At 67.7% G+C, this 15,597-nt stretch carries 14 protein-coding genes; all 14 read right to left on the bottom strand.

Annotated features, from left to right (window positions below; translation table 11 throughout):
- Position 1 precedes the first annotated feature (1 nt).
- Complete coding sequence (gene leuB, locus L338_RS14565; RefSeq protein ID WP_022699135.1) at positions 2–1,045, bottom strand: 3-isopropylmalate dehydrogenase; 1,044 nt, start codon at positions 1,043–1,045, stop codon at positions 2–4.
- Entirely contained in the window at positions 1,042–1,620 is a 579-nt protein-coding gene (gene leuD / locus L338_RS14570) for a 3-isopropylmalate dehydratase small subunit (RefSeq protein WP_022699136.1), read from the bottom strand. Before leuD ends, leuB begins: the two co-directional genes overlap by 4 nt.
- Positions 1,610–3,022, bottom strand: a complete 1,413-nt coding sequence (gene leuC, locus L338_RS14575) for a 3-isopropylmalate dehydratase large subunit (protein ID WP_022699137.1) — start codon at positions 3,020–3,022, stop codon at positions 1,610–1,612. The genes leuD and leuC overlap by 11 nt, the downstream gene beginning before the upstream one ends.
- The gene (locus L338_RS14580; protein WP_022699138.1) at positions 3,003–3,971 is read right to left on the bottom strand and encodes a branched-chain amino acid transaminase; all 969 of its coding nucleotides are present in this window, start codon (positions 3,969–3,971) and stop codon (positions 3,003–3,005) included. Before L338_RS14580 ends, leuC begins: the two co-directional genes overlap by 20 nt.
- Positions 3,972–3,987: 16 nt before the next feature.
- On the bottom strand, positions 3,988–5,556 hold the full coding sequence (locus L338_RS14585) for a 2-isopropylmalate synthase (protein ID WP_022699139.1): 1,569 nt from the start codon (positions 5,554–5,556) through the stop codon (positions 3,988–3,990).
- Complete coding sequence (locus L338_RS14590; RefSeq protein WP_022699140.1) at positions 5,553–5,822, bottom strand: ACT domain-containing protein; 270 nt, start codon at positions 5,820–5,822, stop codon at positions 5,553–5,555. Before L338_RS14590 ends, L338_RS14585 begins: the two co-directional genes overlap by 4 nt.
- A gap of 1 nt (position 5,823) precedes the next feature.
- The gene (ilvG, locus tag L338_RS14595; RefSeq protein WP_051122815.1) at positions 5,824–7,527 is read right to left on the bottom strand and encodes an acetolactate synthase 2 catalytic subunit; all 1,704 of its coding nucleotides are present in this window, start codon (positions 7,525–7,527) and stop codon (positions 5,824–5,826) included.
- Positions 7,528–7,551: 24 nt separating this feature from the next.
- Positions 7,552–8,562, bottom strand: a complete 1,011-nt coding sequence (gene ilvC, locus L338_RS14600) for a ketol-acid reductoisomerase (protein ID WP_022699142.1) — start codon at positions 8,560–8,562, stop codon at positions 7,552–7,554.
- Positions 8,563–8,576: 14 nt separating this feature from the next.
- The gene (ilvD, locus tag L338_RS14605; RefSeq protein ID WP_022699143.1) at positions 8,577–10,244 is read right to left on the bottom strand and encodes a dihydroxy-acid dehydratase; all 1,668 of its coding nucleotides are present in this window, start codon (positions 10,242–10,244) and stop codon (positions 8,577–8,579) included.
- Positions 10,245–10,646: 402 nt separating this feature from the next.
- Positions 10,647–11,930 carry a threonine synthase gene (gene thrC / locus L338_RS14610; protein WP_022699145.1) on the bottom strand — a complete coding sequence of 428 codons (1,284 nt, stop codon included), beginning with the start codon at positions 11,928–11,930 and terminating at the stop codon, positions 10,647–10,649.
- Complete coding sequence (locus L338_RS14615) at positions 11,927–12,865, bottom strand: homoserine kinase (RefSeq protein WP_022699146.1); 939 nt, start codon at positions 12,863–12,865, stop codon at positions 11,927–11,929. The genes thrC and L338_RS14615 overlap by 4 nt, the downstream gene beginning before the upstream one ends.
- A 15-nt stretch (positions 12,866–12,880) precedes the next feature.
- Positions 12,881–14,677 carry a homoserine dehydrogenase gene (locus L338_RS14620; protein ID WP_022699147.1) on the bottom strand — a complete coding sequence of 599 codons (1,797 nt, stop codon included), beginning with the start codon at positions 14,675–14,677 and terminating at the stop codon, positions 12,881–12,883.
- Positions 14,678–14,768: 91 nt separating this feature from the next.
- Positions 14,769–14,912 (bottom strand): hypothetical protein, encoded by a 144-nt coding sequence (locus L338_RS17645; RefSeq protein ID WP_022699148.1) that lies wholly within the window; start codon positions 14,910–14,912, stop codon positions 14,769–14,771.
- 134 nt (positions 14,913–15,046) lie between these two features.
- A partial coding sequence (locus tag L338_RS14625; RefSeq protein ID WP_022699149.1) for an OmpP1/FadL family transporter occupies positions 15,047–15,597 on the bottom strand: 551 nt, incomplete at its 5' end.

Here is a 15,597-nt window from a genome sequence, read left to right on the forward strand (position 1 = left end):
CCTAAAGCCGCTTCAGCAGCGCCTCGCCCACAGCCCGGCATCCCAGAGACCCGCCGATATCGGGCGTGGTTTCGCCGTCAGCCAGCACGCCGCGGATAGCGGACTCGATGCGTTGCGCCGGGTCTTCCAGTTTCAGGCCATGCCGCAGCAGCAGCGCCGCGCTGGCCGCCGCGCCGAGCGGGTTGGCCTTGTCCTGCCCCGCGATATCCGGAGCCGAGCCGTGGATGGGTTCGAACAGGCCCGGCCCCTCCCCGCCCAGCGAGGCGGAGCCCAGCAGGCCGATGGAGCCTGCGATGACCGAGGCTTCGTCGCTGAGGATGTCCCCGAACAGGTTTTCGGTCAGGATGACGTCGAAATCCGCCGGAGCCTGAATCAGCTTCATGGCGGCGGCGTCGACCAGCACATGATCCAGTTCGATGTCCGGGTATTCCTTGTCCCGCAGGGCGATGACCGCCTTGCGCCAGAGACGGCTGGTGGCCAGCACGTTCGCCTTGTCGATGGAGGTCACGCGCCCCTTGCGGCCGCGCGCCGCCTCGAACGCAACGCGGGCGACGCGCTCCACTTCCTCTCGCGTATAGACGCAGAGATCGCTGGCGGTCTCCTCCCCTTCCGCCTTGTCGCCGAAATAGAGGCCGCCAGTGAGTTCGCGAACGATCAGCAGATCCGCGCCCTTCACGCGTTCGGCGCGCAGCGGGGAGAGATGCTCGGTTCCGGGCTGCAGGGCGACGGGGCGCAGATTGGCGAACAAGCCAAGCGCCTTGCGGATGCCGAGAAGCCCGGCTTCGGGGCGCTCCGGCCCGCCATCCCATTTCGGCCCGCCGACCGCGCCCAGAAAGACGGCGTCGGCGGCGCGGCAGGCTTTGAGCGTGGCGGGGGGTAACGCCGTTCCGCTCTGGTCTATCGCCGCGCCGCCGAAGAGGCAGTCCTCTGTTTCCAGCGTCACGCCCGCATCCGTGCAGACCCTTTCAAGCAGGGCGCGCGCGACGCCGGTGACTTCCGGGCCGATGCCGTCGCCCGGCAGGAAAACAATTTTCGCTGACGTCATGAATGCGCGCCCTCATAGGCTTCGATCTGGTCCATGCGGCCCAGAAGAAAGCCCATCGGATCGACGCCTTCCAGAAGGCAGTGACGCCCGAACGCCTCCAGCGCGAATGGCTCGGCGCGGCCATTGGGCAGGCGCAGCTCCTGCGCCTCGACATCGATGGCGATCTTCGCGCCGGGATTATCCAGCAGCCATTGATGCGCCTCCGCCCCGGTCTCCACCGGCAACAGGCCGTTCTTCAGGGCGTTGGATTTGAAAATGTCAGCGATGTCGGAGCTGATGACGGCGCGGAAGCCGTAATCGGCCAGCGCCCAGGGGGCGTGCTCTCGCGACGAGCCGCAGCCGAAATTCCTGCCCGCCACCAGCGCCTGATGGGTGGCGGTGTCCAGACTGTTCAGCTGGGAGTCCGGTTTCGGCGCGCCCTCATCATCATAGCGCCAGTCAAAAAAGGCGTACTGGCCCAGCCCGTCGCGGCTGGTGGTGGTGAGATAGCGGGCTGGAATGATCTGGTCCGTATCGATATTCTGCTGCGGCAGGACGGCGGTCTTTGTGACCAGTCTGGTGAATTTATCCGACATAGACATGATCCAGATATCCTCTCGGGTCTGCGATTTCGCCGGCGACAGCGGAGGCCGCGGCGGTGGCGGGGCTGGCGAGAACCGTGCGAACGCCCTTGCCCTGCCGTCCCATGAAGTTGCGATTGGAGGTCGAGACGACCAGATCCCCCGGCGCTCCCTGATCGCCGTTCATGGCGATGCACATGGAGCAACCAGGCTGGCGCCATTCGGCGCCGGCGTTCTGGAAGATCTCGTGCAGGCCTTCGGCCTCGGCCTCCCGCCGGATGGATTCGGAACCCGGCACGATCATCACTTTCACGCCGTCCTTGACCTTGCGGCCCAAGAGGATGCGCGCGGCCTCCCGCAGGTCCGTCATGCGGGAATTGGTGCAGCTGCCGATGAAGACGCGATTGACCGCCTGCCCCGCGACCGGGGCGCCGGCGTCAAAGCGCATATAGTCCAGCGCCTGCCGGCCCGCATCGTCGCGCGGGGCGGGGATCATGGATTCCACGCCCACGGCCGCGTCCGGCGACACGCCGTATGTGACCATCGGGGTGATTGTGGCGGCGTCGATGCGCACCTCCCTGTCGAATTGCGCGTCCGGGTCGCTGCGAAGCGAGCGCCAGTCCGCCACGGCGTCGAACCATTCATCGTCCGCCGGGGCGTATTCGCGGCGATAGAGCCAGTCGAACGTGGTGGCGTCCGGGCCGATCATGCCGGCGCGGGCGCCTGCCTCTATCGACATATTGCAGAGCGTCATGCGCGATTCCATGTCCATCGCCTCGACCGCGGACCCGGCATATTCGATGACATGGCCGGCGCCGCCATCGGCCCCGATGACGGAGATCATCGCCAATGCCGCGTCCTTCGCGGTGACGCCGGAAGGCAGGCGGTTATCGAAGGTGACGCGCATGGTTTTCGGCTTGCGCTGCAGGACGCATTGCGTCGCCAGAACATGACCGACTTCGGTGGTGCCGATGCCAAAGGCCAGCGCGCCGAACGCGCCGTGGGTGGAGGTGTGGCTGTCGCCGCAGACAATCGTCATGCCCGGCTGGGTCGCGCCCAGCTCCGGCCCGATGACATGGACGATGCCGCGCCGCTTGCTGGACCAGTCATGCAGGGTAATGCCATGGCGCGCGCAGTTGTCGCGCAGGGTTTCCACCTGCGATTTCGCCTGCGGCGTAGCGTAGGGCGGTTCGTCCCCCGCGCCGAATTTCAGGGTCGGCGTGGAATGGTCGATCGTGCCCAGCGTCCGGTCCGGCCGGCGAACCTTCAGCCCGCGTTCGTCCAGCGCCGCGAAGGCCTGCGGCGAGGTGACCTCGTGAATCAGGTGCAGGTCGATATAGAGAGTGGCGGGGGTTTCCGCGGTTTCCGGGGCGACGAGGTGGCGCGCCCAGACTTTTTCAAACAGCGATTTTGGCATCTGCCTGCACTCCTTCTGCCGGCTGGGCCATCGGCTCCAGCCATCCATGCCTGTCCGGCGTGGCGCCGGAGAACAGGCCGAAAAATGTTTCCTGAAGTTGTTCGGTGACCGGGCCGCGCCGCCCGGCGCCCACTATCCGCTGGTCGACCGAGCGGATCGGCGTGATCTCCGCCGCTGTGCCGGTGAAGAAGGCCTCGTCGGCGAGATAGAGCATCTCCCGCGGCAGGGCCTGTTCGGCCACCTCGATCCCGGCCTCGCGGGCCAGGGTCATCACGGTATCGCGGGTGATGCCGCCAAGGATGGAGGACGCGGCGGGCGGGGTCAGCAGCCGCCCGTCCTTGACCAGGAACAGGTTTTCGCCCGCGCCCTCGGAGATCAGGCCGTTATGATCCAGCCCGATCCCCTCAGTGAAACCCCGGCGCTTGGCCTCCCGCGAGATCAGCAGGCTGGAGAGATAATTGCCTCCGGCCTTGGCCGCGGTGGGAATGGTGTTCGGCGCGGGCCGCCGCCAGCTGGAGACGCAGACATCCACGCCCTCCGCCCGCGCGGTCTCGCCCAGATACGCGCCCCACCGGAAACCGGCGATCACGACGTCCACCGGCGCGCTATCGGGCGGCACGACGCCGATCTCGCCATAGCCGTAATAGGCGATGGGGCGAAGATAGGCGCTTTCCAGACTGTTCTCCCGCACCACCATGCGGCACCCCTCCATCAGCCCGTCAAAGGCGAAGGGAATCTCGATCTCGTAGATTTTCGCGGAGTCGTAGAGCCGCCTGACGTGGTCGGTCAGGCGGAAAGCCTGCGGCCCTTGGGGCGTTGCATAAACGCGCACGCCCTCGAAGACCGAGCTGCCATAATGCAGGCCGTGCGACAGGACATGGGTCTGGGCTTTCGCCCAGGGCCTCAGCCCGCCATTCATCCAGATATAATCCGCTTCGGCGATCGGCATTTTCCGTCCCTCCTCTTCAAGCGGCTTCGGCGCGGCGGGGCGCGGCGCCGGTGGGCAGGGCGCGGTTCAGCGCGACGACATAGGCCTCCACCACGGTGGGCACGACGTCCCGCCCGCGGGCGCGGCCGGTGAAGCGGTGGCCATCGATATCCAGCGCGATATCGGCCAGCACGGCGCCGTCGTCTTCCTCGGCATTATGGGTGATATCCAGCTCCGCCACCGTGGCGGCGACCCCGACAATGCTCTGCACCGCGTCGAAGGCGGCATCCAGCGGCCCGCCGCCGACGCCCACATCAGTCACGCGGCCGCGTTCGGAATGCAGCAATTCGATCCGGGCGAAGGAGTCCGTGCGGGCCGCCTCGGCAAAGCGAAGCTCCACCCGGCGCACTGTCCACGGCGCGGCCGGGGCCGAGCCCGCGCCCTTGAACAGGTCGATGATCTGCTGATCTGTCACCTCGCGGCACTCATCGGCCATCGCCTTGAAGGCGGTGAAGGCCTCCTGAAGCGCGGCGGCGTCCGGCTCGAAGCCCAGCCGCTTGGCGCGGTCGGCCAGCGCGTGCTTGCCGCTGTGCTTGCCGAGCACGAGGCTGGTCGAGGGCTGGCCGACATCCTCCGGATTCATGATCTCATAGGTGTTCCGGTCGGCCAGCATTCCGTGCTGGTGGATGCCGGCTTCATGCGCGAACGCGTTGCGGCCGACGATGGCCTTGTTGCGCGGCACGGGATTGTGAGTGACCCGGGCCAGCCGACGGCTGGTCCCGTAGAGCTTGGTCGTGTCGATGCCGGTCTCCACGCCATAGACGTCGCGGCGGGTGGCCAGCGCCATGACCGCTTCCTCCAGCGAGCAATTGCCCGCGCGCTCGCCGATGCCGTTGACCGCGACCTCCACCTGCCGCGCGCCGGCGCGCACCGCGGAGAGCGTGTTGGCGACCGCCATGCCCAGATCGTCGTGGCAATGGGCGCTGAAGATCACGCCTTCGGGCCGCGTCACCGTTTCCTGCAGGTGGCGGTAAAGCGCGAAGATTTCCTCCGGCGTGGTGAAGCCGACCGTGTCGGGCACGTTGAGGACACAGGCCCCGGCGGCGGCGGCGGCTTCAAACGCCTCGACAAGGAAATCCCGCTCCGTGCGCAGGGCGTCCTCGGCGGAGAACTCCACCTCTTCGAAGGCGCCGCGGGCGTGGGCGATGGTTTCCGTGATGGCGTCCAGAACCTGCCCCTGGCTCATCTGCAGCTTGGCCTCGCGGTGGGTCGGGCTGGTGCCGAGGAAGATATGGATGCGCGACCGCGCGGCCGGCTCCAGCGCGCGGGCGGCGATGTCGATATCGCGTTCGTGCGCGCGGGCGAGGCTGCAGAGCGTCGGCCCCTCGATCTCGGAGGCGATCTGGCGCACCGCCTCGGCGTCGCCGGGCGAGGCGGCGGCGAAGCCGGCCTCCATCACGTCGACGCCCAGATCGGCCAGCGCCTTTGCCATGACCAGCTTGTCCCGCGTGGTCATGGAAAAGCCCGGCGCCTGTTCGCCGTCTCTCAAGGTGGTATCGAAAACGAAGCAGCGGTTTGCGGCCCCGTCATTGGTGTCGCGGCTCATGTTCGTGTCTCCCCTGAACGCGCTGTGGCAAGCTGGTCCGGCCCGACGCGGCGCACGCCATACAACCGGGCAATCTGTCTTTTCAGGATGTCCGGATCGCGCCCCGGACCGCGGCCATGGACGCACAGCATCATGCTGGCGGCCTCCGCCTGTACGGCGTCCATGGAAATGGAGCGGATCTCGAAGCCCCGCCCCTCGACCACGCCCAGGACCCGGCGCACCGCGCCCTCCGCGTGATCCAGTTCGATATGCAGCATGTGGTCCATTTCAGGCCTCCATCATTTCGGCGTTGGACCGGCCGGGCGGCACCAGCGGCCAGACATTTTCCATGGGGTCGATCCGCACATGGGCGAGGATCGAGCCGCGCGTATTCAGGATCCGGTCGATCGCCGCGTCGGTCTCATCGCGGCGGGCGACGGTGAACGCCTCCACGCCGAACGCCTCCGCGACCTCGGCGAAATCGGGATTGTCGAAGAGGTCGACCTCGCTGAAATTTTCCTCAAAGAAGAGTTCCTGCCACTGCCGGACGAGGCCGAGCGTGGAGTTGTCCAGCAGCACGATCTTCAGCGGCGTGCGGTAGCGGCGGAGCGTCGCCAGCTCCTGGATATTCATCATGATGGAGCCGTCGCCGGAAACCGTGACCACGGTGGCGTCCGGCGCCGCCATCTGCGCGCCAATGCCGGCGGGCAGGCCGTAGCCCATCGCGCCGAGACCGCCGCTGGTCAGATGCGCCTGCGGGCGGGAGAAACGGCAATGCTGGGCCACCCACATCTGGTGCTGGCCGACATCGCAGGCCGCGACGAAGGAATCGCCCGCCGCCTCCGACAGTTTCTTGAGGAAAGCCGGCGCATAAACGCCGCGGCCCGGCGCGTCATAGCTGAGAGCGTGTTCGCGTTTCAGCGCCGCGACGTGACCGCGCCAGCCATCGATTGAGGGGCGCTGCGGCGCGAGGCGTTCGAGGGCCGTGACGAGATCGCCGGTGATGGCCGCATCGGCGCGGCGCAGCTTGCCGATCTCCGCGTGATCGCCGTCGATATGGATGACCGAGGCGTTGGGCGCGAAGGTTTCAAGCTGCCCCGTGGCGCGGTCATCGAACCGGGCGCCGCAACAGATCAACAGGTCGGATTCCTGCACGGCGAGGTTCGCCGCTTTCAACCCGTGCATGCCCAGCATTCCAATGAAGTCATCATGCTCCGTCGGCAGGCAGCCAAGGCCCTGAAGCGTCGCCACGGCGGGGATGGCGGCGCGGGCGGCGAGCGCGCGCAGCGTATCCACCGCGCCTGCACGGCTGACCCCGCCGCCGATATAGAGCAGCGGCTTTTCGGCGCGCGCGATCATGGCGTTGGCCGTTTCGATGGAAGCCGCTTCCGGCGCTGCGGGTTTGGGCCATGGGCGGCGCGGATGATCCAGCGGGGCGGCGATTTCGGCCTGCGCCACGTCCTTGGGCAGGTCGATGAGCACCGGGCCGGGCCGGCCGCTTTCGGCGATGCGGAACGCCTCGGCGACCTTCTCCGGGATTTCCGCCGGATCGCGAAGGATGACGCTGTGCTTCACCACCGGCAGGGTGAGGCCGAAGATGTCGATCTCCTGAAACGCGTCGGTGCCCATCAGGCCGGAGGCGACCTGGCCGGTGATCGCCACCATGGGAACGGAATCCATGTAGGCGTTGGCGATGCCGGTGATCAGATTGGTCGCGCCGGGGCCGGAGGTGGCCATGCACACGCCCGCCCGGCCCGTCATCCGGCCATAGGCGTCCGCGGCGAAGGCCGCCCCCTGCTCATGCCGCACCAGGATATGCTTCAGCGCGGAGCCGGGGAGCGCGTCATAGACCGGCATGATCGCGCCGCCCGGATAGCCGAAGATGACCTCCACCCCCAGCCCTTCCAGCGTCTTGACCAGCAGGCGCGCGCCGGTGCGCGGCGCGGCCGGTTGGGGAGCGTCCGTGACGTCCGGGGCGGGTTGAGCGGGCATGGCGGTCATGGGCTTTGCGGTCCGTTATTCGGCGGCGTTGTTGGCGCCGGGTTGCATCCAGGCCATGCGGCCGCGGAGATCGCGGCCGACCTGTTCGATCGGGTGTTCGAGATCGGCGTCCAGCAGGCGCCGATAGCGCGGCTGTCCGGCCTGGTTTTCCAGGATCCACTCGCGGGCGAACGCGCCGGACTGGATGTCCTTCAACACTTCGCGCATGCGCTGGCGCGTCTCGTCATTGATGACGCGCGGGCCGGAGGTGAGATCGCCGAAGATCGCGGTTTCGCTGATGAATTCGTGCATCTTGGCGAGACCGCCCTCATAGAGCAGGTCCACGATCAGCTTCAGCTCGTGCAGGCATTCGTAGTAGGCGATTTCCGGCTGGTAGCCCGCCTCGACGAGGGTCTCGTAGCCCGCGAGGACCAGCTCGGTCGCGCCACCGCAGAGGACGGCCTGTTCGCCGAACAGGTCCGTCTCGGTCTCCTCCTTCACCGTGGTCTCGATGGCCCCGGCCGCCGTGCCGCCGATGCCCCTGGCGTAGGCGAGCGCGCGCTGACGGGCCTTGCCGCTGGCGTCCTGCGCGGCGGCAAACAGGCACGGCACGCCGCGCCCGCGCTGGTATTCCCGGCGCACCAGATCGCCCGGCCCCTTGGGCGCGACGAGCAGAACATCGACGTCTTCCGACGGCTTCACCCTGCCGTAATGGGCGGAGAATCCGTGCGCGAAGAGCACCGCGTCGCCCGGCTCCAGACCCGGCTGGACCGCCTCGCGGAACAACGCCTCATGCGTCATGTCCGGGGTCAGCAGGGCGATGAGTTTGGCGCGTGCCGCGGCCTCGGCGGGCGTGGCGACGGCCAGACCGTCTTCCTTTGCGCGGGTCCAGCTCTTGCCGCCCTCGCGCGCGCCGACCACCACGTCGGCCCCGGAGTCTTTCAGGTTCAGCGCATGGGCGCGGCCCTGGCTGCCATAGCCGATGACGGCCACGGGGGCTTCGGTGAGGAGCGCGAAATCGGCGTCGTCGTCTGTGTAGGTTCTCATGGCTCTGGTTTCCTTCAGGCTGGCTGGATGGTGACCGCCCCGCGGGAGGCGGAGCTGACGAGGCGGGCGTATTTGTCGAAGACCCCGCCGCGGATCGGGCGCGGGGGAACGGGCGCGGGATCGCGCGCGGCAAGGTCCGCGTCGGTGTCGATGCGCCGGGTTTCCACGTTGATGCGGATCGTGTCGCCGTCGCGGAGGCGGCCGAGCGGCCCGCCCGCGGCGGCCTCCGGCGCGACGTGGCCGATGACGAAGCCGTGGCTGGCGCCGGAGAAGCGGCCATCGGTGATCAGCGCCACCTCGCCGGCCAGCCCCTGCCCCGCCACGGCGGCGGTCACGGCCAGCATCTCCCGCATCCCGGGGCCGCCTTTCGGTCCCTCATTTCGGATGACGATGACGTCGCCGGCCCGGATCTTCCCGGCCTCGACGGCAGCGAAGGCGTCTTCCTCTGAATCGAAGACGCGAGCCGGCCCCTCGAACGCCTCCCGGCTCTGGCCGGCGGTTTTCAGGACCGCGCCTTCGGGGGCCAGATCGCCATAGAGGACGCGCAGGCCGCCGGTTGATTTCAGCGGTTTGTCGAAGCCGAGCACCACGTCCTGTCCGGCGGTTTCCGACGCCTCGGACAGTTCCTCGAACAGCGTCTTGCCGCTGACGGTCGGCGTGTCGGCGATGCGTCCGGCTTCTCTCAACCGCTCGCCGAACAGGCGGCAGCCGCCCGCCTTGAACATGTCGAAGGCGAGATAGCGCCCGCCCGGCTTGAGGTCCGCGATCACCGGAGTCTCGCGGGAAAGCTCGTCGAACAGGTCGATGGAGAATTCCACGCCCGCCTCCGCCGCGATGGCGGCCAGGTGCAGCACCGCATTGGTCGATCCGCCGCTGGCCGCCACGGACGTGGCGGCGTTTCGCAAGGAAGCGGGCGTCACGAAGCGGCGCGGCGAGATTTCGCCCTTGGCGAGATCGACGACGAGCCGGCCGCAGCGTTCGGCCTCCGCCGGCTTGTCCTCGTGCACCGCCGGCACGTCCGCCGATCCCATCGGGGACAGGCCCATCATGGCGAGCGCCATGGCCATGGTGTTGGCGGTGAACTGTCCGCCGCACGCGCCCGCGCCGGGGCAGGCGCCGCGTTCTATCTGGCCCAGCTCCTCGGCGTCGATGGTCCCGCGCGAATGGGCGCCGACCGCCTCGAACACGTCCTGAATGGAGATGGGGCACGCCTTGTGACGGCCCGGCATGATGGATCCGCCATAGAAGATCAGGCCCGGCACATCCATGCGGGCCAGCGCCATCGCCGCGGCGGGCAGCGTCTTGTCGCAGCCGACCAGGATGATGACGCCGTCGAGGCTGTGCCCGCGCACCGCCAGTTCGATGGAGTCGGCAATCACCTCGCGGGAGATCAGCGAGGCGCGCATCCCGGCCCCGCCCATCGTGATGCCGTCCGACACGACGATGGTGTTGAAATCGATCGGCGCGCCGCCGGCGGCCCGCACGCCGCGCCGCACCGGCTCGGCGAGGTCGCCGAGATGGAGGTTGCACGGCGTGATCGTGGACCACGTGTTCACCACCGCGATCATCGGCTTGGCGAAATCGTCATCGGTCAGGCCGGTGGCGCGCAGCATGGCCCGCGCGGGGGCCCGGCTGGGTCCCCTGGTGATCGCGTCGCTGCGCTTGGCGGGCTGGTCTGTCATCTCTGGTCCGTTCCTTTGGTCAGGGACCGGACCTCCAAACGAAAAACCCCCGCTTCCGGGCCGGAAGCGGGGGTCTTGAAAGGAGGTCCTGTTTGTCGCTGGGTCTTAAGTTCGCGCAGGGTCCTTAGCCGCTTCCGGTATTCCGGGGCTAATCAGCAGTACGACGACTAGAATGACGCTCAGCAGCGCGGCCAGAGCGGAAACGCTCTGTGCATCGATTGCGCGGATGAGGTCTTGGGCGAACATCGTCTGAACTGCTTTCCTTCGCGGTTACTTCGCTGAAATCCTGTTGTCCTTAACGCTGACGGGGGCGAACAAGGCTGGCAACCCCCTTTCTGCGCACCTGCGAAAAATGGAATGATTTTTATCTCGCAACTGCGTATTTGTTGCTCAAGCGCAACATTATTGCCCACTTTCGAGTGCTTGAGCGAGCGCGCTCAACTCTGCCGCGATTGGCTTCGCCTCTGATTTCCGGCCGAAAATCGCCTCGAAAGCCGGGGGCGGAGTGATGGCTTCACCGATCAGCGGCTCCACGGTCTCGCGGAATTTATAGGGGTGCGCCGTGGCGGCAACGACCCATGGAGCGGACTTTCGCGCCGCGTCCAGCCGGGCAAACGCCTCCGCGCCGACAGCGGTATGCGGGCAGAGGATGCGCGCTTTCGTTTCAAATTCAGCGCGGATCCGCGCCTTTATCGCGTCGTCGGCGACCGACACGGCGGAGACGCCTTCGCCCAGCCGGTTCTGCTGGACGAAGCGGGCGAAATTGCTGGGGTCGCCCACATCCATGGCGTTGGCGAGCGTCGCCGCAGACGGGCGCGGGGCGTATTTCCCCGTCTCGAAATAGTCCGGCAGGGCGCGATTGGCGTTGGCGGCGATCACCACCTCCCCCACCGGCGCGCCGCTGGCCCGCGCCCACAGGCACGCCACCGCATTGCCCATGTTTCCGGTCGGGATGATGAAGCCCGGCGTCTGCCCGGTGTTTTCCAGAACGTCGAAGGCGGCGCTGGCGAAATAGGCCATTTGCGGCAGGAGGCGGCCCAGATTGATGCTGTTGGCGCTGGTCAGGCGCGCGGCGCGGGACAGGTCGCGGTCGGCGAAGGCCTGTTTCACCAGACGCTGGCAATCGTCGAAATCGCCCTCCACTTCCAGCGCCGTCACGCCATCGCCCCAGCAGGTCAGCTGATGCCGCTGAAAGGGCGAGACCCGTCCTTTCGGAAACAGGATCACGGCGCGGGCGCGCTCCGCGCCCTCGAACGCCGCGCCGACCGCGCCGCCCGTATCGCCGGACGTGGCGACCAGCACCGTGAACGGATCGGCGTCATCGCCCAGCGCGTCCAGCGCCTCCCTCAGGAAACGCGCGCCGTGATCCTTGAACGCGCCAGTGGGGCCGTGAAACAGCTCAAGCGTCCAGTAATCGCCGGCGCTGTTCGGCTCGCAGACCGGAACAGGCCAGGCGAAAGCCGCCTCGCAGAATGCGCCCAGCCGGGGGGCGAGCGCATCGCCGTCAAAGAACGGCGTCAGCAGGCGCTGAGCGCGTCCGGACAGGCCGCGACCCTTGAAGCCTGTGAAATCGACCTCGGGGAAGTCTTCCGGAAAATACAGCCCCCCATCGGGCGCGGCGCCTGACAGCAGGGCGTCAGACAGGCTTGCCGAGGCTGCGGGATCGTTGGTGCTGAGAAACTTCATGCGGAAATCACCTCTGCGCCCGCGGAGCATAGCGGCGCGCGATAGGCGGAAGCGGAGACTCCGCCCTGCCCGAACCCGTGCACCATGGCCGCCGCCACATCATCGGCCGCCGGCGCCGCGCACCATGCGAAAATCGAAGGGCCGCTGCCGGAGAGAGAGCATCCCAGCGCCCCGGCCTCCATCGCCGCCGCGCTGGCGTTCGCGAAACCCGGAACCATCCCCGCGCGCTGCGGCTCCACCAGCACGTCGCGCAGGCCTTCCGCGATCAGGCCGTGATCGTCTGCGGCGCATCCGGCCAGGAAACTGGCCAGATTGCCGGTATGGGCGATGATGGTGGAAAGCGGCGCGTCCGGCTTCAGGGCCGCACGCCCGTCCCGCGTATCCAGGCGCGCGTCGGGGTGGGTCACAATGCAGACAAGGCCGGAGGGCAAAGGCAGCCGCGTCACCGGCCGCGCCGTGCCGGGGCGGGTCAGCACCAGCCCGCCCATCAGGCACGCGGCGACATTGTCCGGCGGCGGCGGATCGCTGGAGGCGCGCTCCCCTTCCAGCGCGAAGGGGAACAGCGCGTCATGGTCCAGCGGCGAATCCAGCAGCGCGTTCACCGCCACGACCGCCGCCACCGCGGACGCCGCCGAGCCGCCCAGCCCCGCGCTCAAGGGCACGCCCTTCTGCACGGACAACTCGACGCCGAATTCGGCGCCCGCCTCATCCAGCAGCGCCCGCGCCCCGCGCAGGGCCGTGTTGCGGTCCGCCTCGCCGGGCAGCACATCGACACAGCCCGAAACCGCATCCAGCCGCACGCCTTTTTCGCTCAATCGCCGCGCCGTCACCCGGTCTTCAAGCGCGCCGAAGGCCAGACCCAGTATGTCGAACCCGACGCCGACATTGCCCACGCTGGCCGGCGCGCGCGCCGTGGCGGTATCGGGTGGGGACATGGTCGTTCTCCGGCATCAGACTTCCTTCACCGGGTTTTGCGCACGCAGGCGATGGAGATCAAGCAGGTCCGCAACCACGGCCTCCGCCGTCGGCCAGCGGCCGGCGCCGAGGCCAAAGACATTCTCCTCCGATCCATCCGCGAACACGATGCGGAAACAGTTTTCCGCCCCGCGCGGCCGGGCCAGGAAACTGTCCACCGAAACCGGGCTTAGCGAAACCGAAAGCGAGAAGCGGGAGCCTTCAATGGCGCACCGCCCGACCTGACGCAGCCGCAGCTTCCGCGCCTTCAGGAAGCGAAGATGATCGACCGTGACACTGCGCAGGCTGTCGCGCGAAGCGGCCTCGGGCGCGATATCCGCGCCGAACGCGCGGCGGGCGAGGATGGCCATCTTCGCCGCGGCGTCCCATCCATCGATATCGGCGCTGGGATCGGCCTCCGCATAGCCCGCCTCCTGCGCCGCCGCGATGGCGTCCTCCAGCGAAACGCCGGTTTCCATCTCGTCCAGGATGAAGTTGCACGTGCCGTTCGCCACGCCTTCGATTGCGGTCACGATGCGCCCGGCCTCCAGCGCCGCGTCGAGACGTTCGATCACCGGCGTGCCGCCGCCGACCGCGGCGGAATATTTCAGGTTCGATCCGCCCGCCTTGCAGGCCGCGTCCAGCGTTTCCGCGCGGCGGGCGACCAGCGCCTTGTTGGCCGTCACTACGTCCTGCCCCCGCACGAGCGCCGTTTCGATCAGGGATCCGGCCTCGTCCAGGCCGCCCATCGTCTCGACCAGAACATCCGCGCTGGCAAAGGCCGGGTCCGAATGATCGTCGGTGAGCAGGTCTTCCGGGATGTCGCAGATACGCTCGCGCGATACATCGCGCACCAGAACCTTGCTGACCTCGAACAATTCGCTCTGGCGTTTCAGGCTGGCATAGACGCCGCCCCCGACCACGCCGCACCCGGCCAGCGCCACTTTCAGTTTTCGCGGCTGGCAGGACTGCACGACCGAACGCGCGCCGGCGGCGATCTGTGTCTCATAGCGAAGGCCCGGCCCGCCGACTTCCAGCGGCACGTCCTTTTCCGCCGCATAGGCCAGCGCCTTGCCCTGGACCACGCGCCCGCCGATCCGCTCCGCGCCTTTCCAGTCCAGCCGCGCATAGGGGCGCGAATCCTTCCCCGGCTTCTCCGCCGGGTCGCCGTCATAGACGCCGTCGACATCCTTGATCAGGCGAACCTTTCCGGCGTTCAGCGCCTCGCCCAGAAATACCGCGCTGTAATCGGTGCCGCCCCGGCCCAGCAGGACCAGCTCGTCCTCGGCGTCCAGCGCCACGAAACCGGCGGCGACCACGACGTCGTTGCGCTCCAGCTTGGCGCGCAGGCGGGCGGCGTCACAGCTGACGGGCCGGGCGTCGTCCTCATCGCCCTCCGCGCGGAAATCGATTTCATGCGGATCCACGGCGGCGGCGGAGACGCCCACGCGCTCCAGCGCCAGCGCGAGGGACGCTGCCGACCGCAACTCCCCCAGCCGCAACAGGCGCGGCAGGTGGCGGGACTTCTGACCGTCGGAAAGCGCGCCCGCTTCGGCATAGAGCGCGTCCGTCTCTCCCTGCCGGGCGGAAACCACGGCGAGGACTTTCCGGCCCTGCCGCACATGACGATAGACCTCGTGCACCGCCTTGTGCGGGCAGGAATCGGTCTTGAGCAGGGAGCTGCCGAATTTCAGGACGACCAGCCTGGCGTCCCGTTTCCTCACATCGGGCCGATAGCCCTGCCGGCTGTCTTTCTGAGGGTCCGCGTCGCTTTCGCCGAGATTGAGTTCCATTTGTCCTTCTCCTTTTCGCGCAAAGAAAAAGGCCCGCTCCTTTTGGGGAGCGGGCCTTGGTGCTTGGTTCGTTTTCGCTGAACGCTCGCGCCTATCCGCTCCCCCGGTCAAACATGGTCATACCGGTGGTGGTCTGAGCGGCGGCAATCGTGACGGCGGCAATGGACACGCGCGAAATCGCGCCGGCCTGGCGGCCCGCGGCGATCATGTCGGCGATGTCAAAGCGCGTTGTCATTGTGACCTGCGTCCTGAAACTTCGCGGGCACTGTGACGAAAGCGGCGCGAAAAGAAAATCCCCTGACGGGAAATTTTTTGCCCCATGAAGCAATTTTGTCACGTCATGCCCGCCTTGCAGCGAAAACTTATCCCCTAGAAGCGCCAGTTCAGGCCGACCGATACGATGTCGGCGGCGTTATCGAACTCGCCGACAAGGCGGTCGCCGGACGATCCGACCTTGTCGATCGGCGCGTCGTCGAAGAACAGGTGCTGATAGCCGGCGTCAATGGTCAGGTCCTCGCGCGGGGTCCAGGACAGTCCCCCGGCCAGCACGATACGGTCGGCGTCCGGCACGCGGGCCGAACGCTCGGCCTCCTCGGTCGGGGTTTCGTCAAACGCCGCGCCGGCGCGCACCATCCACTGGTCGTTCAGCGTATATTCGCCGCCCGCGGAGAATCGGACCGTATTGCCGTAATTCAGCACTTCGGTCTGGCCCGGCTGAGCCGGGTTTTCAAAATCGACCGACAGGCCTTCCAGGTCTTCCCACTGCGTCCAAGTGACGTCGCCGGTCAGGGCGAGGCGTTCATTGACCTGCTGACGCAAGCTGACAGAGGCGCGGGCCGGCAGGTCCAGCGGAGCCGAAGCGCCGGTGTCCTGAAACGCCGGATCGAACAGCGGGCTGAGGCCGGGCGGCAGGTTGAACT

Source organism: Euryhalocaulis caribicus, from assembly GCF_000412185.1.
Classification (GTDB): Bacteria; Pseudomonadota; Alphaproteobacteria; order Caulobacterales; family Maricaulaceae; genus Euryhalocaulis; species Euryhalocaulis caribicus.